This is a genomic window from Chryseobacterium takakiae (assembly GCF_900129385.1).
Taxonomy (GTDB): Bacteria; Bacteroidota; Bacteroidia; order Flavobacteriales; family Weeksellaceae; genus Chryseobacterium; species Chryseobacterium takakiae.
In genome coordinates this window covers 57,733-79,818 of sequence record NZ_FQVO01000004.1, presented here as the reverse complement: position 1 = coordinate 79,818, position 22,086 = coordinate 57,733, and the positions used below count along the sequence as shown (strand labels likewise).

Here is a 22,086-nt window from a genome sequence, read left to right as displayed (position 1 = left end):
GAGTTTATCATATATAAGGATGGTTATTGTTTTTATTGTACCGGTTTGTTATCTATTCCCAGGCTTTTTGCCATGTCCAATGCCCGGTCGAGCAGCCCTCTTTCCTGCTGGTTGGCAACGCTGTTCAGTTTAAAAATAAGACTTGCGATGCTCATATTTTTAATATCTTCGGAAGAGATGTTGTATTTATCAACCATTCCCATTACTTTCCCGATGATATTTTCGCCGTCGCCCAAAAGGTTTTCCTTAACCAATGTTGCATTTTCGCTGTGGCTGATAAATTTATCCAAGCCTTTACCCGCAGAAACCTGACGAATAACATTATCGAAGAATGTATTGTCTCCGCCTATAATATCAATTTTTGCAGATTTGAAGGCTTCAGCGAGAACGCCGGCCTGTGCCTGTGCAATATCTTTCTGTATAGCAATATGAGCCAGTTCCACTTCTTTTTCTTTAGCCAGGGTCAGTCTGAATTCTTCATGGTCTTTACCTGCATCATTCAGTTTCTTCATGGCTTCGGCTTTCTCAGTGATTCCGGCGGCTTCTGCCAATGCTTTTTCTTTGATGACTTCTGCCTGTGCAATTCCTTCTTTTTTAATAGCGTCTGCTTTTTTCTCAATAACAACCGCTTCTACAATTCCCTGTCTTTCTGCGGCATCTGCTTTTGCATGAAGAACCTGAGCTTCAGATAATCCCACCGTTGCTTCTTCTTTCGCTTTCGCATCAGCGATGATTTTACGGGCTTCAGCTTCTTTTTCGGCGGCATCTCTCTTAGCCTGCGCTTCTATTACATATTTCTGGGCATCTTTTTCTGCCGCCAATTTTCTGGCTTCTGCTGCTCTTGTTTCTTCAATCAGTTTCTTTTCAGCTTCCTGTGTCGCCAGGGTAATTTCAACCTGCTTATTTCGGTCGGCTGTTTTGAAAGCTTCAAGGTCCTTAATTCCCTGTTGTTCTTCCACAACGGTTTTTTCCATGGTCAGACGCTCACGGATTGCATCCTGGATGTTTTTCTTTTCCAGCTCGATCGCTTTTTCTTTTTCAATCTGAGCCAGAGAAACAATTCTTTCTCTTTCGGTTGCTTCCAGCATTCTGTCCTTTTGTACTCTTTCAGTCTCCACCAAATCAGCACGTTCTTTATTTTTAGCGGCAATTACTACCTGTCTCAGCTTATTTTCCTCAGCGATCTGAAGTTTTTCTTCCGTTGCAATACGAACGGTTTCGTATTTCAGTCTTTCTTCTTCATTTACTTTTAGTATTTCAGCATTTTCGCGGGCTTTAATATTGGCCACTTCTCTTTTTTGAGATTCTTCTTTTTCAGCCAGCTGTTTTTCAAGTTCCAAAATTGCTTCACGGGCCTCAACGTTCTGTTTTGTGATCGTTTTTTCCTCGTCTCTGCGAACCTGATTGGCTTTAATATTTTGTGTTGCCGTTAATTCAGTTATTTTCTTGATACCCTCAGAATCCAGAATGTTATCTTTGTCTAAGCTGTCGATGGAAGTCTGCTCCAGGTAGTCAATCGCACAGTCATCCAGAACGTAGCCATTAAGGTCTGTTCCGATAATATCAAGGATTTCCTGGCGGAATTCGCTTCTTGCTTCGTACAGTTCGATGAATTCAAATTTTTTACCAACCGTTTTTAACGCTTCCGAAAATTTAGCTTCAAACAGTTCTCTTAAGGTATGAATATCCGAAGCTCTCTGGCAGCCGATTGTCTGGCCAACATTCACAATATCATCAACCGATTTGTTAACCCTGATAAAGAAAGCCACCTGAATGTCTGCCCTCATATTGTCTTTACAGATCAGGCCTGCTTTGCCTTCTCTGGCTATTTCCAATTTTTTCACGGAAATGTCCATAGATTCCATCCTGTGAATGATAGGAATTACGATTCCTGCATTAAAAAATACCTTTGTTCCTCCGTATCCGGTTCTGAGAATAACGATTCCCTGTACTGTTTTTTTGTACATAGACAGAATCCAGAATATTAATCCAACTGAAGCTACTACAGCAACAATTATCCCTGCAATTAGTGGTAAATTCATAGTTTTAAAGTTTAATTATTTGAAATGTGTTTTTTTATTAATTATGTATATAAAACATGTTCACAATGACTGATCACCATTGGAAAGAGTAGTCTAAAATATGATTTAAAAGCGTATTTCTGTGGCTACATAGAAGTATTTTCTGTTAGGGTCTTCGTCTACAATAAATACGGTTTCTCCGTATTCTATTTTCTCCCCGTCTTTGCTTTTGACCATCAGAGTCATAGGATCGCTGCCGATAAAAACTTCGAGAATTCCGATTTTGTTTCCGTAAATCGTAGATTTCAGTCTTCCCGTACGGCCCAGAAAATCATGCGGCCTTTCTCCTTTATGATTGATTTCCCTGAAAAAAGGATTCAATGGTTTTAAAAGCAGTTTTGTTAATAAGATACTTCCCAGAAATATCGGAAAAACCAACACCGCAGATACCCAAACCTGAATGGAAGCAAATACTTCGAGATAAAACGAACCCAGCCAGGTAAAAAAGAGCGATATCGTCAGGAAATATGTAACCGGGACAATATCAAGATCCAGGAATGTTAAAAACTGAATCCAGGGAGAAGGGTTTTCCGGAACATGAACCTGACCATCCGGAGCATCTATGTCCACATCCATATCAGCATCAAAACCGACATCAATATCCAAACCTGTAACAATAGTGAAAAGCCAATATAGAACAGCCAGAATCAGCAGTATGCTCAAAACGGTGTTCACCGGTGAAAAAGCTGTCTGCAAAAATTCCTGAAAGGTCATATTAGTCTTTTTTAAGTGTTTCTTTTAATTTTTGTAATGCTTCTTCAGCCTGCCTGTCATTATTTTTTATGATCGCATCAATCTCATCATCAATTGTTTTCCCGGTATCTGAAACCTCAGAGTAGGCTTCTGCGAGTGCTTCCTGCTGTTCTGCTCTTTCTTTTAGTTTTTCGAGCATCGTTACTGTGCTTCCTGTATCCATAAGGGTCATTTTTTTATTAATATCCCTTGTGGCTTCACTGATCTGGACTCTTGCCTTCAAGGTCTGCAGCTCATTTTCCCATTTTGATATGCCGGATCTCAGAGTATTGATTTTAGCCTGCATTTTTTCACATTCCCCATGCATTTTTTCATACTCTTTTTCGATGTGTAAAGCATTTTCCTGAGCAATACCCTGCTTTTTCAGTGCTTCTTTTGCCAGTCGGTCTGCTTCTGCTGCCTCAAGTTCTCTGTTTTCAGCTTTCTGGACTAAAATTACCGCTTTGTTGTAATAATCATTCGCGGTCTGTTTTTCTGTTTCCGATTCATTTTTCTTTCGTATAGACAGAGCTTTCAGCTGGGCGAGTGCCTCAACGCTTTTGGCCAGTTGTTCTTTCATTTCCCTGATTCCTTGTTCGGTCATATTAATGGGATCTTCGAAACCTTCGATCACTGAATGGATCTCGGCTTTTCCTATTTTGAATAATCTTGCGAAAATGTTCATAATAATTTTTTTGTGATTTATTTACTCATTTCGATCATTTCATTGTTGAATTCGCCCACAAGAATTCCTAATGAGTTAATGGAGGCAATGACTTCATTTTGCGCCATATTATCAGTAGGTAGGGTATCGCGGAAAATAACCCTCTTGCCGGTATTGTCCAGCGCGAATGCTCCGTGCACAATATCCCTGTTTTTTCGTAACAGTGAACGGTAAATGGCTTCCGAAGGGTTTTTTATTTCAAAAAGAAACTGTTCCATAATAAGTATAGAGTCTGAAATAATCAGAATCATATTCTTTATTCCGCTGGATTCTTTTTCAATGATTAGAATTCTCTGAGTTTCATCTTCCAAGGTGATGTTGAACTCATAATCTAACAACCATTCTTTAACCGTTCTAAATATTTGATTTCTCATGATCGTAAGTTTGCTTCAAATTGTTAGACAAATATAGAGCAAATTTTTAAAATTGCAAATATTTTTAGCATTATTTTATTTTAATTCTTATATTTGCTAAAAAAATAGGCTTATGAGTTTTTTTGGAACCAATATTAAGAAAATAAGGCAGGTTAAAGGCTTAAGTCAAAAGGCTTTTGCTGATTTATTTGATCTGAATAGGGGAGTTATAAGCTCTTATGAAGAAGGAAGGGCTGAGCCTAAGATTGAAACCATTTTAAAGGTTGCTAATTACTTTAACCTTAATCTGGATAAGCTGTTAACGGAAATATTACAGGTTAATCAGTTGGTAAGTATCTCTGATATTGACCATCTGATGTTTGAATCGGATAAAACTGATGAAAAGTCGGCTCCTGTCAATCGTTATAGGAATGGGAATATCGTTCAGGATAAAATTTTGCAAAAATTATTAGCACAAATTGATTTGATATATGAATATAAAAGTAAACCGGATGCACAGAATTTTTATCAGGAAGGCGATTTGCTGTTCCTAATGGAAACATCAATTTATTCAGAAGCAAGGGTCTTCCTGGATCTTGAAGGATATCTCCAATTCGAAGGGGATAATAAAAATGGAAATCTGCCATTTTACAGAATCGTAGGACATATTTCAATAAGTGGAAAAAATACGATTGCGGATATTCTCTCCAGGCTCGATAGATTGGAAAGAAAGATTTGTGAAATGTGACCAATATTTGAAAATTTTAATTGCATAAGAAATAATATTTTCCCGAATGACCTTCCCAGTGCCATTGCTGCAGATAATCCAGAATAGTTTCCTCCAATGATAATAACATCAAACTGATTGGATGTGTTTTTCATATTACTTAATGTTTGTGATTCCTAAAATTGATGATATGTGCTATAATCAATCCGGCAGCTCCAATAAAAATTAGTTCCGAATGGACATGAAAAATCAGGTCCAGCCCGATGGAAATGGCGATTATCCCGATTGAAGCCCAGAAGAGAATTTTGAGCCATCTGGATTCAAGCTTTTTTGTTATTCTAAACACGACTGATGTGCCAACGATAAGAAATAATAAATCTATAAGCGGATTATGCGAGATTCCGAGCGGAACAATAATCAGTAAAGGAAAAAGAATGCAATGCACTAAACATAGAACCGCCGCGGAAATTCCAATATAGTCTAAGATTTTTGTTTTCATAATTCTTATTGTAACTTTGTTGCAAAAGTAATAATAACTTTCAATAAAGCAACAATGTTGCATTAAAAAGATGAAACAAACACGAAATACACAAGCCAAAACGGAGATTTTAAAACTTATCAATGAATCAAACACTGCGCTATCTCATTCTGATATTCAGGTGAAACTTGGAGATCTTTGTAACCGCGTTACAATCTACAGGGTTCTTGAAAGGTTGGAGGAAGAAGGGAAAATCCATAAGATCGTTAATGTGGATGGTGTCATTAATTTTGCCAGATGCGAAGGCTGTTCTGGTGGAAAGCATGATCATAACCACCTACATTTTTATTGTGAAAAGTGTAAATCTGTGACATGCATTGAAAATGTAGTTCCCAAAATTAAAATCCCGCAGAATTTTGTTGTTAAACAATATAATTTTGTGATAAGCGGCCAATGTGATAAATGCACCATCTAGACATTTAGCATCTATTCCGGTAATTGTTTACTTTCAATTATCATACTCTTAATATTTACACCTGTTACCGTCTGAATCAAACTGACTTTTCGTTGAATTTCTAATTTTTAACTTTTTTCATCACGGTAGTAGCAGAAAGGCCGTGCATAATGATAGATAAGAGAATGGTCAGGGAAATGATCGCCCAAAGCTGATCCTGATGCTCAAAATTATATTCACTGAATCCAAATGAAAGGTAAAATACGGAACCCAATCCTTTAATCCCGAAAAAGCCGATAACCCACTTCTCTTTATTTTTTATTTTAGCAGTTTTCAAAGCAAGATAAGCAGTAATAGGGCGTACCACTAACAAAAATAATAACACAAATACAATCATTTTTGTATCAATAGGTTTTAAAATGCCCATAACAAGTGTTCCTCCGAACAAAATCATCAGCAGGCTTAGCAGTAGCCTTTCGGCCTGATCAGTAAATGAATGCAGTTCCTTGTGATACTTATGATCCTTTTCATAATGTCTTAAGGTGATACTGCAGATAAAAACCGCTAAAAAACCGTAACCATGAGCAAACTCAGTAATGCCATAGACCAACAGTGTTGCGGCAATCGCCAGAAAACCGTCCCTGGTGGATAAAAAATCGCTTTTGTCGGATAGGCGAAACAGCAGAAAGCCTATAGCTTTACCACTTATCCAGCCGATCAGTATACCCGCGATCAGCCTGTAGATTAGATCAAACGCAAACCATTCCAGTAAGCTCGTCTGCTCTCCTGAAATCATCAAGCCTAAACAAATTGCCAGCCACGTAAACGGGAATGCAACGCCGTCATTAAGGCCGGCCTCGGACGTTAAGGTAAATTTCACTTCAGATTCTGCTTTATCGTTCGGCGGACCAACCTGCACATCAGCAGCAAGAACAGGGTCGGTAGGAGCGAGTGCCGCACCAAGCAGTGTTGCCGAAGCTATGCCCAAGCTTAAAAAATAATATCCCATACATGCAGCAGCTGCAATACATGCCAGCATTGTAATACCGATTAGTTTCAACGGAGACGACCATGCGTTCAATGAAAAGGGACGGTCAATCTTTATTCCTGATCCCATCAATGAGATAATAACAATTAACTCGGTAAGGTGTAGGGTCAGGCTTTCATTATTCTTCGGAAGAGGGTCGGGGAGATACTCAGGAATGGTGAGATAAAGAACAACTCCTGCGATGATATAAAATACCGAATATGATATTCCTGTTTTTTTGGAAAATTCGGGCATCCATGCCATCAAAAAAGTGGCTGCGCCAATAAGTGTTAAAATAAGTAAATAATGATCCATAGATTTGAGAATTATCCTGCTTCCAGCTATTACATATCTTCTTGCTCAGATTGTTCATCTGGTAAAGTATTCAATTGCTACCTGCAGTCACGCAAATATCCCGCCACAATGATCTCCGAGGCTTGCGGGCACAGAAATTGTCTGTCAGCTATAATCGTTAAACATTAATCAGGTATCTAATTGTATTTGCAGGAACTTAAAAATAATTGTAAGTACTGCTTGTTTTAAAAAAATTGTCATGCAGGAATTAAATATATCCTGCCATGCGTGAAAGGTTTTAGTGTTTTTACGTAAATTTAGAAAACAAACTCACCAAATATGAAAATCAGAACTACTCTGAAAAAAGGAATCACATTGCCAAGTCTTATCTTTATTATCGGGATATGTATGCTCTCGGCAATATTTCCGCAACTTACCGAAAATCTTTTAAACGTCGTTAAAAATTTTATTTTCGTTAATCTGAATTGGGTATATGTATGGTCGGTTACTTTGTTTGTTATATTTCTCGTATACATTATGGCAAGCAAATACGGCAATATCAGGCTCGGCAGAAATGACAGCAAACCAGATTATAATTTTTTTTCGTGGCTTTCCATGCTGTTTGCCGCCGGCATGGGTATAGGCTTGATGTATTTCAGCGTTGCCGAACCGATGCAGCACTATTCAAACGAAGTATTTGCCTATAAGACTCCTGTTCAGAGAGCCCAGAATGCGCAGCTTTATACCTTTTTTCATTGGGGAATTCATGCCTGGGCAATCTACGGCGTTGTGGGGCTTGCGCTCGCTTATTTCTCGTATCGGTACCGGCTTCCATTATCTTTGAGAAGCTGTTTTTACCCACTTTTAAAAGACAAGATCAAAGGCGGTTGGGGAAATGTTATTGATATTTTTGCTTTATGCAGTACCTTTTTCGGAATTACTACTACGCTGGGATTCGGGGTTGTTCAGATCAATTCAGGCCTTGTCACACTTAATATACTTCCTGAAAATGCATTCGTTTATCAGGTGCTTATCGTTGCTGTACTGGTCTCCTTAGCAATACTTTCTGCAGTAACAGGACTGGACAAAGGCGTGAAGATATTGAGTAATATTAATATTATCGCAGTGGTCATACTGCTGCTTTTTGTATTGGCAGTAGGTCCAACGGTTTACTTGATAGGAAGCTTTACCGAAGGTATCGGAACGTACATAAATAGTTTTTTCAGCCTTACATTTAATACGCACGTGTATGAAGACAATACCCAGAAATGGTTTTATGACTGGACTATCCTCTATTGGGCATGGTGGATTTCCTGGTCGCCTTACGTAGGCCTGTTCATTGCAAGGATCTCCAAAGGAAGGACTATCAGGGAATTTGTTGCGGCCGTACTGATTCTTCCAACACTGTTTAATTTTATTTGGATGTCCGTTTTCGGAAACAGTGCGATATGGCTTGACATGAATGCTGCACACGGCTACCTCAGCGAAATGGCTAATGATCCCGATAGTCTGATGTTTCAGTTTTTAGAATATCTTCCGTTTACAAAGCTGGCAAGTTTCCTGGTGATAGCCATTATCCTCATCTTTTTTGTGACCTCTGCGGACAGCGGTATCTTTGTAATGAACAGCATTGCTACGAAGAATGCCCGGGTATCGCCCAGATGGCAAACCATCGGATGGGGGACGCTTCTTGCCGTTCTTGCACTCATGCTGCTCAATGCCGGAGGACTGAAGGCATTACAGAGCATGACCCTTATTACGGCGCTGCCGTTCTCCATTATCATGATGCTGTTTATCGTAAGTCTTGCTAAAGCGTTGGTGATCGATAAGAATTACTATGAGAAAGATTTTGCATCAACAACAGTTCCCTGGTCAGGAGAACATTGGAAAGAGAGATTGAAGCAGATCATCTCATTTAATGATTCCGCCTCGACAGAATTATACATAAAAACGACAGTTCAACAGGCTTTCGAAGAGCTGGTAAGTGAATTTGCTATTAATGGTGTAGATGCCAAAGTTAATGCTGACAACAGTCCGCAAAGTATGGAAATTGAGATCAGGTATGATCTCGTGAACAACTTTATTTACGGTGTAAAGGCTGAGAGCAAGATAATTGCAGAATACCTTCTGACTGAGGAGAATCTACCTAGTGCTGAGGATCAGGTTATCTATTATCCGAGGTCTTATTTTGGTGATAACAGAGAGGGCTATGATGTAAAGCTGTTTACCAAAAATGAACTTATTTCGGATGTGCTGAAGCATTACGAACGTTTCATCGAAATCATTGGCGAGCAAAAGAATACCATCTTTGTCAGCAGTGATGCTAATCACCGATTTAAATAGATTTAATAAAGGGTTCGAGAAAGCGAAACATGGCGATATCGGGCATTAATGAAAAAGGAATAAATGATAGTCTTCTGTGATCACTAACTAAAAGAAGTAATATAACAGCCTGTACATTGCCTTCAGGTTATGAATCTATTTTACATCCGTTTTTATTATACTGATGTTTTTTTCATTAATTCTTTTTTGAAGCCATCTTGCAAGCTGATCCTGATCGATCCCATCACCCGAATACAATAAGGTAAACATAAGTTGCGCACTGTCGGTTTGGGGAAATTTTTCAATCTTTCCATACGAAACATTATTGATCTTCGGATATAGGATCTCTATTTCCTTTAGAAGTGTTGAGTCGGATGTTCTGTAAGTGTCCAGCTCCTGCCGGAGCTTAGAAATGGTAATATCTTTCTCGGAGATATTGCTGTCAAACTTATTGATCTCGCTTAGGATTTCTGATTTGATATCGGTATCGTTCTGACGGATGGTCAGGCGTGTACCGGCAAGGCCGTTGTCTGCAAGCATTTTATTAAAGGAATTAATTTCCTTGTCTGTAAACTTTTTGTTGAGAAAAGCCAGATCAATCGTTCTTGGGTTGGAATTGTAGTTTATCTTTTTGTAAATGACTGTATAGCCGTTATTTTCAAATTCCTTCTGGACAAACTGCTCAGCCGTTTTTGTAAACTTTTTTTCATTGTAAAGGTTATACGCCAGGTAAAAGCTCGGCACGATCATGACGATGATAAGTATAGTGATTCCATACCTGATCCTTTTCTCATACTTGTTGTCGATGATAGAGGACGGATATTGAAGAAATTTTACAACAAAAAACGTTGCAATACAGATAAAGAAGCAGTTAATTGTATAAAGATAAAAAGCGCCGAAAAAGTATGAAAAATTAAAAGTTGCCAATCCAAAACCTGCTGTACATAGAGGCGGCATCAAAGCGGTCGCAATGGCAACCCCCGGAATGGGATTTCCTTTTTCTACCCGTGTGATGGCAATGACCCCGACTAATCCTCCGAAGAAAGCGATCAATACATCATAGATGTTAGGTGCTGTCCTTGCTAAAAGCTCAGACTGAACATCCTTGAATGGGCTTACATAGAAATAGATGGCTGAAACGGTCAGACTGACAAATGTGGCAATCAGAAGATTCTTGAAAGACTTTTTAAGCAATGAAAAATTATACGTCCCAAGGGCAAATCCGGCACCAACTATTGGCCCCATCAGCGGCGAAATCAACATCGCACCGATAATCACTGCTGTGGAGTTGACGTTGAGACCGATGGAAGCAATAATGATCGCACACGCTAATATCCAGAGATTGGATCCCCTGAAAGATATATTAGCTGTAACATTAGCTAATACTTTATCCTTTTGCTCCTCACCATTATGCAGGTTGATAAAATTGAAAATATTATTGATCATTTGGGCTATATTTCTATTTAGGATTAAATGCAACAGTGAATAGGTTAACCCTATATCTTTGCCTCTTTCTTTAAAATCAAATAACCAATGATACCGCCGATCAGGGACGCTGCAAAAATTCCGATTTTAGCCTGCGTCTGATATTCCTCATGAGTAAAAGCAAGGGAAGTGATAAAAAGCGACATGGTAAAACCTATGGATGCTAAAAAACCAAGTCCAAGCAGGTTTTTGAAGGTCATGCCTTCCGGTACGCTGGTAATTTTAAGTTTAATAAAAACGTAGCTAAAGCCGACAACACCCAACACTTTTCCGAGAATGAGCCCCAGTGCTGTGCCAATTGCGATATTGTTGTTAAAAAGGCTGTCTATATCAATGTTGAGTGATACACCGGCGTTCGCGATGGCGAAGATAGGGATGATCAAAAAAGATACCGCGGGATGCATGGCATGCTCAAGGCGCTGTAATGGAGGCGTTGCTTCAAGTGTCGCTTCATTCATCTTTTCCAGTTCATGAAGCTGCTCATTGGTGAGCGTAGGGGTATCTTCACTGGGATCGATATTTCTGAACCGGTCTAGATAAACATTAATTTTAGAGATAAAGACATTCTCTTTGATCTTTACATCTGCCGGAATAGTAAAAGCAGCGAGAACAGCAGCAATTGTGGCATGAACTCCTGACAGCAGGAACATCGTCCATACACCGCATATACCAAGCAGCGCATAGAAAATAATGGAACGGATTCCTGAACGATTTCCCAGGTACATGACAACCAGAATTACCAGGCCGATTGCGATATGAATGATGCTGATGTCGGAGGTGTAAAAAAATGCGATCACCAGTACTGCTCCCAAATCGTCAACAATAGCCAGGGCAGTAAGGAAAACCTTAAGTGCAAGCGGAATACGGCTGCCAAGAAGATATAGGACACCCAGCGCAAATGCAATATCGGTGGCCATCGGAATGCCCCAGCCTTTATGGGGCTCACCGCCGGGATTAAAAAGAAGATATATCAAAGCAGGCATGACCATACCGCCAACAGCGGCAATGATTGGCAAAAGTGCTTTTCTTGGATTGGATAATTCTCCTCCAATAATTTCCCGCTTCAGCTCCAGCCCTACTACGAAGAAAAATATGGACATCAGTCCGTCGTTGATCCAGTGATGGATATCATATTCAAAGTAGGTCTGATCGTTCCATATGAAACCGAAAGACTGTCCCAGAAACTCATGATAAGCGTGGGAGAGCGGCGTATTGGCAAGAATCAATGCGATAATCACACTGATCCCTAACAAAAGACCTCCTGATTTTTCCTGCTGGATAAAACGCTGCATCGGCTGCACGAGTTTGTCAATTGGTTTTTTGATATTTTCTTCTTGCATGGTTTACTTCTTAATCCAGTAAATTTAATGATTCTATTTTTTAGGAACAGATTTTAAATATACCAAATGTCGTAAAGTTCATTGTTTATCAGAATAAACTTCTGACCGATTGCGACTAAGAAATAAAATTTCTATTATTATAAAGTATTTTTTGGTCTGACCATACATGGTATTTCAGAAAGCGCATAGTCGCCCTGGTCATCTTCGTATTCCACCTGGCCATCATGTTGCCGCTCATTATCTCGTATGTTTATAGCAATAACGGTCTCTCCGTTCTTATTGATAAATTTCATCTGCCTGCAAAGCGCGGAAGTATTATAACCGCGATATTTTTCGGTTTTTCAGCAGCTATGCTTGGAATTTCCGGATTTGAGAGTTCATCCAATTTTGTGGAGGAACAGAAGAGGGGGGCGTCTTTTCAAAAACCCTTCGAAACATGTGGATCGCAGTTTCCCTGCTCAATCCTCTGATCACTTTCCTAGTGATTTGCATTATCTCTGTTTCGTCCGTCGAATTTCAGAGCAGCAGAAAATGTTAAACTTTTTCAACAAAAAAAAGGATTTAAGAAACTGGAAGAAGAGCGAAGTATTCGAACTAGTGTAAGTGCTCACGTTATTCATTGAAAGATACCTCATTAAGAGCAAAGAGATAAAAAATTTAATAAGTGTAAAAAATACAAATAAAAAAACACTACTTTTATGAAATTAAAGAACTGTGATTAAGTCAGCTGCTCAATCATAATTAATTGTGAATCTTGCTAAGGCTAAATCATGTCAGAGCTAAAAAATTAAAACAAATAATAATGTTCAGAATTTATCAGTTGATACTTGCCTGTCTATTCTATCTATTGCACACTAATTTGATTGCTGCTCAGCAAACTTCAGGGATCACAGAAAATATCACTTCAGATGATAAAGGTTTTCCTATTGTTTCAAAAGAGGGAAAAGTTGCCGATTTACTTTATGACCCATCAGAAAATATTGCCGTCATTCGTGCTGCAAAAGATTTACAGACCGACATTCAGAAAGTGACTGGAAAGCTACCCAATTTAGCAACGACAGAAACTTCCGCAGAATTTGAAATCATTATCGGAACGGTTGGAGCCAATAAGCAGATTGATCAACTGATTTCCTCAAAGAAAATCCATGCTAAAGATTTGAAAGGAAAATGGGAAAGTTTTGTCATAACAACTATAGATAATTCAAATTCTAAAAAGCAACTCGTCATCGCAGGAAGTGACAGACGGGGAACCATTTACGGAATTTACGAAATCTCAAAACAGCTTGGTGTTTCGCCTTGGCATTGGTGGAATGATGTTCCTGTTCAGAAACGTTCTTCCGCGTATGTCATTCCGGGATATTTTGCTTCGGGCGAGCCAAAAGTGAAATACCGCGGCATTTTCATTAATGATGAGGAACCTGCTTTCGGAACCTGGGCAAGAACGAAATTCGGAGGTATTAATAGCAAAATGTATGCGAATATGTTTGAACTTCTGCTGCGTCTCAGAGCCAATTATCTTTGGCCTGCGATGTGGGGAAAGGCTTTTAACGAAGACGACCCGCTCAATCCAAAAATTGCCGATGAATATGGAATTGTAATGGGAACTTCACACCACGAACCGATGATGCGCGCTCAAAAAGAATGGGGAAATCACCGCAAAGAATACGGAAACGGAGAATGGAATTATCATACGAACAAAGATGCGCTTCTGAAGTTCTGGGAAGACGGATTCCGTCGTAATAAAAAGTATGACAATCTCGTAACAATGGGAATGCGCGGTGACGGCGACGAACCGATGAGCGATTTGGGAAGTGCTGAAGCCAATTTTAAACAGTTGGAGCAGATTATGAATGACCAAAGAAAAGTCATTGAAAAAGTAACAGGAAAACCTGCAAAGAAAACTCCTCAGCTTTGGGCTTTGTACAGTGAAGTTTTGGAATATTACGACCAGGGAATGAAAGTTCCGGACGATGTCATTATTTTGCTTTGCGATGATAATTGGGGAAATGTGCGACGACTTCCCGAACTAAATTCCAAAAAGCATCCGGGCGGTTACGGAATGTACTATCACGTCGATTTGCACGGTGCTCCGAGAGCCTATCAATGGCTGAATATGACGCAGATTCCGCATATGTGGGAACAGTTGCAGTTGACGTACAGTTACGGCGTTGATAAAATCTGGATTCTGAATGTCGGAGATTTAAAACCCAACGAATATCCAATGGATTTCTTCCTGAATATGGCTTGGAATCCGACTTCTTTCACACAGGATAATCTCAAAAATTATTCAGCGAAATTTGCAGAAGAACATTTTGGAAAGGCCAATTCGAAAGAAATTGCAGAAATCATTAATCTTTACTGTAAATACAATTCAAGAGTTTCGGCAGAAATGCTGAATGATAAAACCTACAATCTTCAAAGCGGTGAATTTTTGCAGGTAAGGGATTCATATTTAGCTTTGGAAACAAGAGCTTTGAGACAATTCATCAATTTAGATGAGGCTTACAAAGATACCTACAAACAGATTGTTTTGCATCCCGTTCGTGCGATGGCAAATCTTTACGATATGTATTACGCCGTTGCAATGAATCATAAACTGGCAGACGAAAAAGACCTGAAAGCGAATGAGTGGGCAGATTATGCCGATGAATGTTTTGCGAGAGACGCATCATATACCAAAAATTACAACCTCAATATTTCCAATGGAAAATGGAACCATATGATGGACCAGACCCACATCGGCTACAAATCCTGGGACGAACCGAAAGAAGGAAATATAAAACCAGCCGTTTACAGAATCACAAAAGAAGAAGCCAATACAGGTGGTTATATTTTTGAAGAAAAGAATGGGGTTGTTGCAATGGAAGCAGAACATTTCTTTGAGGTTAAAACTTCAGCAGATACAAAATGGACCGTAATTCCTGACTTAGGGAGGATACTTTCTGGGATTGCATTGATGCCTTATACGGAAAAAACCACTGGTTCAGCGATAACCTATCAATTTAATCTGAAAAATAAATCTCCTGAGGTGAAAATTCATTTCATTTTTGATTCCACGCTTCCGTTTAAAAAAGGCGGACACCGTGTAAAGGCTTATCTTGATAAAAATAACTCAAAAACCATCGGCCTTAATCAGGATTTGACCTGGGCAAATAATTACACCAAAATGTATCCTGCGGCAGCAGCAAGAATTGTCGAGAAAGTTGAAGAATTCACTGTTCCGGCAAATCTAAATGGTAATTATTCTTTAACGATAGAACCTCTTGACCCTGGAATTGTACTACACAAAATCATCGTAGACAACGGAGGCTATGAAGAAACATACTTAAAAATGAATGAAAGTCCATATAAAAGGTAAATTATGAAAACACTTAAAAATAATCTTATAGTATTGTTTTTTATTTTTGCTGCAAATTTTAATTTTGCGCAAGCTGACAAGCAAAAGAATACTACTACAAAAGAATTCCGCTATACCAACCCCATTACAAGAGATTCCGCCATTTCAATGCGAGATCATTTTATTATTAAGGAAGGCGATACCTGGTATTGTGTGGGAACTTCCAATCCTGTCTGGGAAGGCAAAAATCCCGGAGTCAGGATGTTGGTTTCAAAAGATATGGTAAATTGGAAACAGCATTCTTTTTTAATTGATGCAAAGAAGCTTCCTCCAAACACACCTTATAACGGAAGATTCTGGGCTCCCGAAATTCATAAAATAAAAGGAAAATTCTATATGACCGTAAATAGCGGGCAGGTTACGAAAGAAGATCCTAAAGGAATGGCGACACACAGCATTTGGCTATTTTCGGCTGATAAAGTGACAGGCCCGTACAAAGTGCTTAATGGTCCGCTTACTCCACAATATAATAATGATGCCACTTTGTTCGAGGATGAGGACGGACAGGTCTATCTCTATTGCAGCGGAAATGGACTGTTTCAGGCTAAAATTGATTTAAAAACAGGAAAATTAACCACGCCTATTCAAAAATTCCTAGATAAAAAACAGCCAGGCTGGCCGGAATGGATGGTTGGGGGAATAGAAGGTCCTTTCGTCATTAAAAAAGAAGGAACCTATTTTATGTTCTTCTCTACATGGACAAGAGGGTATGAAGTGGCTTTGCTGAAATCAAAAAATCCTCTGGGACCTTGGGAACTCGCTTCTCCGGAACCTATTTTTGGAACCCGGAAGAAAGGTTATAGACAACAAATGGCAAAAGATGGAGGCTATGAAAATCTGCAGTTTACCGATACCGAAGATCCTTATCAGGAAACGGGACACAATGCATTATTCATCGGTCCGGACGGAAATCTATGGAATTCCTGTCATTACTTTATGTACGAAAAACGACCATATCCTTACAGTCAAACCTTCGAAGCTTGGGAACTGGGTCCGCAAATGGGTATCGAACCCGTCAAGTACGAAAATGGTATGTTCTATATCAGCGGTCCTACGTGGACTGAGCAAGTTGTCAGATATTAGCTTTATCAGATTATATACCTGTAAACGGACTTACGGCAGAGCGAGAACAGGATTCTCCTCGTGGCGTTTTATGAACCAGATAAGGAGCTGGAAACAAAAAAAGTCGCAGACTTAAGTGCTGCCGGTCCGTAATATGTGCCGACTTTCTCAGCGGATTCTGTCCGATTCTTTAAGTGGTTGCTAATTTGGTAAACCGGATACACATCTGCAATGTTTTATTCTAGCAAATATATACGAATTTAGCTTGTCACACCAGATTATTAAATACAGTTATTGTGCAATTATACTGATGTTAATGATCTTATTCTGTTGATCAATTGAAGCAATAAGTGTTCAGAAGGGTAATCAAAAAAGATTACCCTCTTACCCTAAATAATTGTTTTACTACCCGCAGAGCTCGCATGGCTGAATTGGGCATAATACAACAATATTATTTTCACATACTACACAAGCGCCATTCCATAAACCTGTAGCACCATTTGTAGCACACCCACAACCAAGACACATAGCTCCCCCTTTAATTGTTCTTAAATTCTGTCTTGATAGTTTTTTTAAATTTTTCATAAAAATTATTTTTTTTTGGTTTTTTCCTACTCTCTTATAGCTTTTCGGATAACGCTTTTAATTAGATTCAAATATAAAAAGTAATTCTGACATTGATGAATTATTTTTCACATTTAATTGCCTAATCCAGTTGATTTTAACGAGTCTGTAATATTCTCCTTAAAGCTACCAATTCATTTCCTTCATCCACAACTTTCCCTTTATCAAGAACAATAATTTTATCGGCATGTTTTACAGTTGATAATCTGTGAGCAATTACAATGGCTGTCTTTCCTCTGGAAAACTGTTCAAGATTTTCCATAATTACCTTTTCATTATTTGCATCTAAAGCAGAAGTTGCTTCATCAAAGAAAATATATTCTGGGGATTTATAAACAGCTCTTGCGATGAACAGTCTTTGTTTTTGTCCACCACTTACACCGACTCCCTCGTTTCCTATTTTTGTATTATAGCTTAAAGGTAATCTTCAATAAACTCTTGATATTGGCAATTTCTACAGCTTTTCTAAGTTTTGATTTATCTACATAATCTTCACCAACTGCGATATTTGAACAATTGGAACAGGAACTTCAGCAAATGGTTTCGGATAGCAAGGAACTTGACATTAGAACAAAAATAGAAATGCACTTGACGGGATGGAAACCCTTGCAAACCATTATCAGCAGGGCGATCTACAAACAAAAAGGAGGGTTGGGTGTTTAGTATTTCCCCAAAAAGTCGAATTTGACGGAAAAAGTTTTCAAACACCTAAAATGAATATTGTTCCTCAGTGTATTTGTCAATATAACAACGGATTAGGAAATAAAAAAACCGACACCGAAGAGTGAAATCTTCAAATGTCGGTCTTGTGACCTCGACAGGATTCAAACCTGTAACCTTCTGAGCCGTAATCAGATGCGCTATTCAGTTGCGCCACGAGGCCGTTGTTTAATGGTTTGCAAATATAACACTTTTTTGCTTTCTTTGAAAGATGAAACCAAGAATTTTACTATTAATCGCTTTTTTAACGCTAACGGCTTGTAAAAGAGAACAAAAAAAATCTGCTTCAGAACCTGTTTTAATTTCAAATCATGTACAGTATACCGAAGAAAACGGAATTTTGAATATCCAGTCGGGAAATTTTAGCTATACTTTTAAAGAAAACCAGCTCCCATTTAAAAAAATTATACTGCTGAATGCTAGTATGGCCGGATACATCACCGAAATCGGTGCTGAAAATCTAATAGTTGGCGCTGCAAGCCCGGAGTATATCTATTCCGAAAATATTCAAAAATTATTGAAAGACGGGAAAATACAAAACGTAGGAAATGAGCAGAAATATGACGTGGAAAAAATCATTTCTTTAAAACCGGATGCCATTTTTACCAATCATATCGCAAGTTTCGATAATACGTACAAACTACTAAAAGATAATGGGATACAGGTGATTTTCTTAGATGAATACCTGGAGCAGAATCCGCTTGAGAAAACGGCATATATCAAGCTTTTCGGGAAGCTTTTCGGGAAAAGTGACAAAGCAATTGCCAAATATGATGAAATTATTAAAAATTATAAGGATTTAAAACAGCTGGCTTCAAAAGCTAAAGAAAAACCTACAGTTCTCGCAAACGAAATGTATGGTGACATCTGGTACCTTCCCGGTGGAAAGACATCACTGGCACATTTTATTTCAGATGCCAATGCCAATTATATTTTGAAAAATAATACGGAAGAAAAAGCGGTTACCATGAGTTTTGAAGAGGTTTTTGCAAAAGCAGGTCAGGTTCAGTACTGGATCAATGCAGGAAATCATCCTTCGAAAAAAGAAATGCTGACGATGAATCCCGTTTACAGCAAATTACCTGTTTTTAATGATGGGAAAATATATGTAATTACCGGAAAAGAAAAAGCAAAAGCCAATGATTTTTTCGAAAGCGGCGTGGTAAGATCAGATCTTGTCCTAAAAGATTATATTAAAATTTTCCATCCTGAGCTTTTGCCGGATTATCAGCTTACCTATATGAAAGAGTTGCAATAACTCAGACTATTTGCTTATTTTTGACTCTTCATTTTTAAATTATGTGGAAAACAATCAAACGCATCATATTTATCATCCTTATTCTGAACGTAGTATTTATTGTTTGGGGAAGATTTTTTAATCCTCCCATCACCATTACCCAGATAGGAGGAATATTGAAATACGGAAAACTGCAGCGGGACTACATTTCTTATGAAGAAATGGGAAACAATGTAAAAAAAGCGGTTATTGCTTCCGAAGACCAAAAATTTTTCTCTCACAACGGCTTCGATTACACTGCCATTGAAAAGGCAATGAAGCACAATGAAAAAGGGAAAAAAATAAGGGGAGGAAGTACCATTTCCCAGCAGACCGCAAAAAATATATTTCTATGGCAGGGGAGAAGCTGGTTTAGAAAGGGGCTTGAAGCTGTTTATACTTTTATTATCGAAAAAGTCTGGAGCAAAGACATTATCCTTGAAAGATACCTTAATTCCATCGAAATGGGACAGGGCGTTTTCGGAGTTGAGGCTGCTTCACAATACTATTTCGGGAAATCTTCAAAAGACCTTACGGTATCCGAAGCGGCCTGGATAGCAGCTGTTTTGCCCAATCCTAAAAAATATGATCCTAAAAATCCTTCAGCCTATTTAAGAAAGAAACACAATTGGATCATGAGACAAATGAGGAATGTGCGTTTGAAATAGTATCTTTGCACCAATGAAACTCTTTAAATCCGGTAATAATTTCGAGTCTGTTCTTAAAAAATATTTTTCCTTTAAGAATGAGACAACTGCTCTTGAACCCTTTTCGGAATTTCTGGAAAGTACTAAAAGTGCGGATTTTACAGATGTTATCAATTTTCTGAGAAACAATACGCCAATCGCAGAAAATTTCAAAAACTATATTCATAACATTTTCAGGGATAAAACCTTTAATCTGTCTTTAACAGAAGCAAATATTCTTTCTGAAAATGCTTTTATTCCTGAACTTAAGAAAAGAATCCTTAATAAGGTGCTCCCTCCGGTCGTGAATGAACAGACGATCTGGTACATGATCGACAATGTAAGTTTCACACCGAAAAAAGATCTTGAATTTCTTCAGAATCTTCCGGAAAATGAGATTGATGAACTCTTTAAAATACTGGGATTATCGGATTTTATCATAAAACCACAGGTAAAAAAAGAGCTGCTTTTCTCTATGAATATTCTTTCATGGCGGGTAACAGGTTCGGCAATGGAAGTTGAAGTAGTAAGGATGGCTCCCCAATATCGTAATTTTGACAACCCTTTTCTCGCTTTGCAGAATGAGCTTGAGGAGCTGGCGGCAGAGTTTGAGAAAAATCCTGAATTGCAGCTGCATTCTAAAGACAGCAGGTATAAGCAGATAAAAATTTACATCGAACAGTGTCTCGAATTTGTAAATATTTCATTTAAAAACTCATCGAAATACGGAATTTCCGGAAAGATTAACCAGTCTTTGCTAAAGATCCGCCAGCAGGTACAACGAATTTATGAAACCATACAGCTTTTGGTAATTGATGAGGAGAAATATGTTTTAATCAATTCCAAGCAGTTGGTTTTTAATATTTTAAGCTATAAATCTCACAGGAATAATATCTCAGAGCTCATTAATGACAGCACAAGGCTGATTTCGCATCTCATTACCAATCATACGGCTGAAACAGGTGCGCACTACATTACCTCAACCCGCAAAGAATATATGACGATGTTCTACAAAGCCAGCGGCGGCGGAATTATTGTAGGAGCCCTCTGTGTATTGAAAATGCTTTACGGATATGTTCCGGGAAGTGATTTTTCACACGCATTCCTGTATTCCATGAACTATGCGATGGGTTTTGTGATGATTTATCTCATGGGCTTTACGCTCGCTACAAAACAGCCGGCCATGACGGCGGCTACCATGACGAAAGTGTTGTCTGAAGAAGGAAATATTAAAACGGACAGTAAAGAATTTGCCCACCTGGTTTCCAAACTATTCCGAAGCCAGTTTATTGCTTTTGTAGGAAATGTTCTTTTATCTTTCCCTATCGCATTAATTATTATCTATGGCCTCGATGTTTTTTTCTCACAGAATCTCGCGGTTGAAAGGTCTGATAAGCTTCTGAAAGATCTTGATCCTTTTAAATCCAAAGCCGTACTGCATGCATGTATTGCCGGATTTTACCTTTTTATTTCAGGAATCATTTCAGGGAACATCGGCAACAATTCCGTGTTTTATCAGATACCGGAGAGAATCGCGAAAAATCTTTCGATAAGAAGAGTATTCGGAAAGAACTTTGCAAAAGGTTTATCAAAATATTATGCTAAAAACTGGCCGGGTATTGTATCAAATTTCTGGTTCGGCGTATTTCTGGGAGCAACGGCTCCGGTAGGATTGTTTTTAGGACTTGACCTGGATATCAGGCATATTACTTTCGCAGCGGGAAATTTTGCACTGGGGCTCTATGGAAAAGATTTTACCATAGATTCTTATACCTTCTGCATCTCACTATTTACTGTTTTCCTGATCGGTTTTTTTAATTTTGCGGTCAGCTTTAGTTTATCTATGTTTCTGGCATTCCGATCAAGGAAGCTTAATTTCGGGCAGGTAAGTGAAATTTATAAAGGAATTTTCAAATATTTCCTGAAAAATCCGCTGAGGTTTTTTATTCCTTTACGCTCCGGTCTTGATAAAAGAACGGACGACCTTATGAACAGCAGGATTGCTACGAAATCTGAAGATCATTAAATTTATCAGCACCGAACTTATCCTGGAATTTCTTCAGATAAAAGCTTTTACGCATCTGAAAATCGTTTTTCAATAGCGGTGAGTGGATTTTGATAATTACTGTTTTATCTTCAATATTTACACTTTTAATTTCCCGGAAAAGGCTTCCATCAAGATATTCCTCTAAGAAATCCTTAATTTCAAAAGCAATCAGTTTATCTTCAAAACCATAGATTCTTGCAAAAGACTTCACAAGCTCGGATGACTGATATTCTCTTTTTTTATTCTTTTTCATGATA

Annotated in this window: 19 protein-coding genes, 1 tRNA gene and 2 pseudogenes; 9 read left to right on the top strand and 13 right to left on the bottom strand. The window is 38.4% G+C overall.

Annotated elements, in window-relative coordinates; genetic code table 11:
* Positions 1–32: 32 nt before the first annotated feature.
* From BUA76_RS07005 to BUA76_RS06990, 4 genes are all read right to left on the bottom strand, one after another.
* Positions 33–2,042 (bottom strand): flotillin family protein, encoded by a 2,010-nt coding sequence (locus BUA76_RS07005; protein WP_072884086.1) that lies wholly within the window; start codon positions 2,040–2,042, stop codon positions 33–35.
* Positions 2,043–2,147: 105 nt separating this feature from the next.
* The gene (locus BUA76_RS07000; protein ID WP_072884085.1) at positions 2,148–2,795 is read right to left on the bottom strand and encodes a hypothetical protein; all 648 of its coding nucleotides are present in this window, start codon (positions 2,793–2,795) and stop codon (positions 2,148–2,150) included.
* Position 2,796: 1 nt separating this feature from the next.
* Complete coding sequence (locus tag BUA76_RS06995) at positions 2,797–3,498, bottom strand: PspA/IM30 family protein (RefSeq protein WP_072884084.1); 702 nt, start codon at positions 3,496–3,498, stop codon at positions 2,797–2,799.
* 17 nt (positions 3,499–3,515) lie between these two features.
* A complete protein-coding gene (locus BUA76_RS06990; protein WP_072884083.1) occupies positions 3,516–3,911 on the bottom strand; it encodes a YbjN domain-containing protein in 396 nt (131 codons plus the stop codon).
* A gap of 112 nt (positions 3,912–4,023) precedes the next feature.
* On the opposite strand from BUA76_RS06990, the gene BUA76_RS19030 reads away from it, so the two are divergent.
* The gene (locus BUA76_RS19030; RefSeq protein WP_083573179.1) at positions 4,024–4,638 is read left to right on the top strand and encodes a helix-turn-helix domain-containing protein; all 615 of its coding nucleotides are present in this window, start codon (positions 4,024–4,026) and stop codon (positions 4,636–4,638) included.
* A gap of 26 nt (positions 4,639–4,664) precedes the next feature.
* Here BUA76_RS19030 and BUA76_RS19535 read toward each other — a convergent pair.
* Positions 4,665–4,772: pseudogene (locus BUA76_RS19535) on the bottom strand (NAD(P)/FAD-dependent oxidoreductase); the annotation flags it as partial.
* A 5-nt stretch (positions 4,773–4,777) separates the two neighbouring features.
* Positions 4,778–5,116 carry a MerC domain-containing protein gene (locus BUA76_RS06980; protein WP_072884082.1) on the bottom strand — a complete coding sequence of 113 codons (339 nt, stop codon included), beginning with the start codon at positions 5,114–5,116 and terminating at the stop codon, positions 4,778–4,780.
* A 70-nt stretch (positions 5,117–5,186) separates the two neighbouring features.
* Between BUA76_RS06980 and BUA76_RS06975 the strand changes: the two genes are divergently transcribed.
* Positions 5,187–5,570 carry a Fur family transcriptional regulator gene (locus tag BUA76_RS06975; RefSeq protein WP_072884081.1) on the top strand — a complete coding sequence of 128 codons (384 nt, stop codon included), beginning with the start codon at positions 5,187–5,189 and terminating at the stop codon, positions 5,568–5,570.
* Between the two features lie 100 nt (positions 5,571–5,670).
* Here BUA76_RS06975 and BUA76_RS06970 read toward each other — a convergent pair whose 3' ends face one another.
* Positions 5,671–6,840, bottom strand: a complete 1,170-nt coding sequence (locus BUA76_RS06970) for a cation:proton antiporter (protein ID WP_178337312.1) — start codon at positions 6,838–6,840, stop codon at positions 5,671–5,673.
* Between the two features lie 369 nt (positions 6,841–7,209).
* Between BUA76_RS06970 and BUA76_RS06965 the strand changes: the two genes are divergently transcribed.
* Positions 7,210–9,213 carry a BCCT family transporter gene (locus BUA76_RS06965; protein WP_072884079.1) on the top strand — a complete coding sequence of 668 codons (2,004 nt, stop codon included), beginning with the start codon at positions 7,210–7,212 and terminating at the stop codon, positions 9,211–9,213.
* A gap of 135 nt (positions 9,214–9,348) precedes the next feature.
* On the opposite strand, the gene BUA76_RS06960 is transcribed toward BUA76_RS06965, so the two are convergent.
* Complete coding sequence (locus tag BUA76_RS06960; protein WP_072884078.1) at positions 9,349–10,638, bottom strand: DUF389 domain-containing protein; 1,290 nt, start codon at positions 10,636–10,638, stop codon at positions 9,349–9,351.
* 50 nt (positions 10,639–10,688) lie between these two features.
* Entirely contained in the window at positions 10,689–12,017 is a 1,329-nt protein-coding gene (gene nhaA, locus BUA76_RS06955) for a Na+/H+ antiporter NhaA (RefSeq protein ID WP_072884077.1), read from the bottom strand.
* Between the two features lie 802 nt (positions 12,018–12,819).
* On the opposite strand from nhaA, the gene BUA76_RS06950 reads away from it, so the two are divergent.
* Together BUA76_RS06950 and BUA76_RS06945 are read left to right on the top strand one after the other, a co-directional pair.
* A complete protein-coding gene (locus tag BUA76_RS06950) occupies positions 12,820–15,375 on the top strand; it encodes a glycosyl hydrolase 115 family protein (RefSeq protein ID WP_072884076.1) in 2,556 nt (851 codons plus the stop codon).
* A gap of 3 nt (positions 15,376–15,378) precedes the next feature.
* Positions 15,379–16,497, top strand: a complete 1,119-nt coding sequence (locus BUA76_RS06945) for a glycoside hydrolase family 43 protein (protein WP_072884075.1) — start codon at positions 15,379–15,381, stop codon at positions 16,495–16,497.
* A gap of 384 nt (positions 16,498–16,881) precedes the next feature.
* Here the strand turns inward: BUA76_RS06945 and BUA76_RS19570 are convergent, their stop codons facing one another.
* Positions 16,882–17,061 (bottom strand): bacteriocin-like protein, encoded by a 180-nt coding sequence (locus BUA76_RS19570; protein ID WP_449390463.1) that lies wholly within the window; start codon positions 17,059–17,061, stop codon positions 16,882–16,884.
* Positions 17,062–17,118: 57 nt separating this feature from the next.
* A pseudogene (locus BUA76_RS06940) lies at positions 17,119–17,612 on the bottom strand (ATP-binding cassette domain-containing protein); the annotation flags it as partial.
* Between the two features lie 4 nt (positions 17,613–17,616).
* On the opposite strand from BUA76_RS06940, the gene BUA76_RS19195 reads away from it, so the two are divergent.
* Positions 17,617–17,763, top strand: a complete 147-nt coding sequence (locus tag BUA76_RS19195) for a hypothetical protein (protein ID WP_178337311.1) — start codon at positions 17,617–17,619, stop codon at positions 17,761–17,763.
* A gap of 146 nt (positions 17,764–17,909) precedes the next feature.
* On the opposite strand, the gene BUA76_RS06930 is transcribed toward BUA76_RS19195, so the two are convergent.
* Positions 17,910–17,983 (bottom strand) — tRNA-Arg (locus BUA76_RS06930).
* Between the two features lie 48 nt (positions 17,984–18,031).
* Here BUA76_RS06930 and BUA76_RS06925 point away from each other — a divergent pair.
* The 3 genes from BUA76_RS06925 to BUA76_RS06915 are packed head-to-tail and all read left to right on the top strand — an operon-like array spanning position 18,032 to position 21,808.
* Positions 18,032–19,078: an ABC transporter substrate-binding protein gene (locus tag BUA76_RS06925; RefSeq protein WP_072884073.1), complete on the top strand. Its 1,047-nt coding sequence runs from the start codon at positions 18,032–18,034 to the stop codon at positions 19,076–19,078.
* Positions 19,079–19,119: 41 nt separating this feature from the next.
* Entirely contained in the window at positions 19,120–19,764 is a 645-nt protein-coding gene (mtgA, locus tag BUA76_RS06920) for a monofunctional biosynthetic peptidoglycan transglycosylase (RefSeq protein ID WP_072884072.1), read from the top strand.
* Positions 19,765–19,777: 13 nt separating this feature from the next.
* Positions 19,778–21,808 (top strand): recombinase, encoded by a 2,031-nt coding sequence (locus BUA76_RS06915; protein WP_072884071.1) that lies wholly within the window; start codon positions 19,778–19,780, stop codon positions 21,806–21,808.
* On the opposite strand, the gene BUA76_RS06910 is transcribed toward BUA76_RS06915, so the two are convergent.
* A complete protein-coding gene (locus BUA76_RS06910; RefSeq protein WP_072884070.1) occupies positions 21,786–22,082 on the bottom strand; it encodes a hypothetical protein in 297 nt (98 codons plus the stop codon). The two genes, BUA76_RS06915 and BUA76_RS06910, sit on opposite strands and share 23 nt — an antisense overlap.
* Positions 22,083–22,086: the final 4 nt, after the last annotated feature.

Coding starts and splice junctions, on each gene's coding strand:
- BUA76_RS06925 (WP_072884073.1), top strand. CDS start 18,032: ATGAAACCAAGAATTTTACTATTAATCGCTTTTTTAACGCTAACGGCT.
- BUA76_RS19030 (WP_083573179.1), top strand. CDS start 4,024: ATGAGTTTTTTTGGAACCAATATTAAGAAAATAAGGCAGGTTAAAGGC.
- BUA76_RS06910 (WP_072884070.1), bottom strand. CDS start 22,082: ATGAAAAAGAATAAAAAAAGAGAATATCAGTCATCCGAGCTTGTGAAG.
- BUA76_RS07005 (WP_072884086.1), bottom strand. CDS start 2,042: ATGAATTTACCACTAATTGCAGGGATAATTGTTGCTGTAGTAGCTTCA.
- BUA76_RS06950 (WP_072884076.1), top strand. CDS start 12,820: ATGTTCAGAATTTATCAGTTGATACTTGCCTGTCTATTCTATCTATTG.
- BUA76_RS06995 (WP_072884084.1), bottom strand. CDS start 3,498: ATGAACATTTTCGCAAGATTATTCAAAATAGGAAAAGCCGAGATCCAT.
- BUA76_RS06915 (WP_072884071.1), top strand. CDS start 19,778: ATGAAACTCTTTAAATCCGGTAATAATTTCGAGTCTGTTCTTAAAAAA.
- BUA76_RS06965 (WP_072884079.1), top strand. CDS start 7,210: ATGAAAATCAGAACTACTCTGAAAAAAGGAATCACATTGCCAAGTCTT.
- BUA76_RS07000 (WP_072884085.1), bottom strand. CDS start 2,795: ATGACCTTTCAGGAATTTTTGCAGACAGCTTTTTCACCGGTGAACACC.
- BUA76_RS06980 (WP_072884082.1), bottom strand. CDS start 5,116: ATGAAAACAAAAATCTTAGACTATATTGGAATTTCCGCGGCGGTTCTA.
- BUA76_RS19570 (WP_449390463.1), bottom strand. CDS start 17,061: ATGAAAAATTTAAAAAAACTATCAAGACAGAATTTAAGAACAATTAAA.
- mtgA (WP_072884072.1), top strand. CDS start 19,120: ATGTGGAAAACAATCAAACGCATCATATTTATCATCCTTATTCTGAAC.
- nhaA (WP_072884077.1), bottom strand. CDS start 12,017: ATGCAAGAAGAAAATATCAAAAAACCAATTGACAAACTCGTGCAGCCG.
- BUA76_RS06975 (WP_072884081.1), top strand. CDS start 5,187: ATGAAACAAACACGAAATACACAAGCCAAAACGGAGATTTTAAAACTT.
- BUA76_RS06960 (WP_072884078.1), bottom strand. CDS start 10,638: ATGATCAATAATATTTTCAATTTTATCAACCTGCATAATGGTGAGGAG.
- BUA76_RS06990 (WP_072884083.1), bottom strand. CDS start 3,911: ATGAGAAATCAAATATTTAGAACGGTTAAAGAATGGTTGTTAGATTAT.
- BUA76_RS06945 (WP_072884075.1), top strand. CDS start 15,379: ATGAAAACACTTAAAAATAATCTTATAGTATTGTTTTTTATTTTTGCT.
- BUA76_RS06970 (WP_178337312.1), bottom strand. CDS start 6,840: ATGGCATGGATGCCCGAATTTTCCAAAAAAACAGGAATATCATATTCG.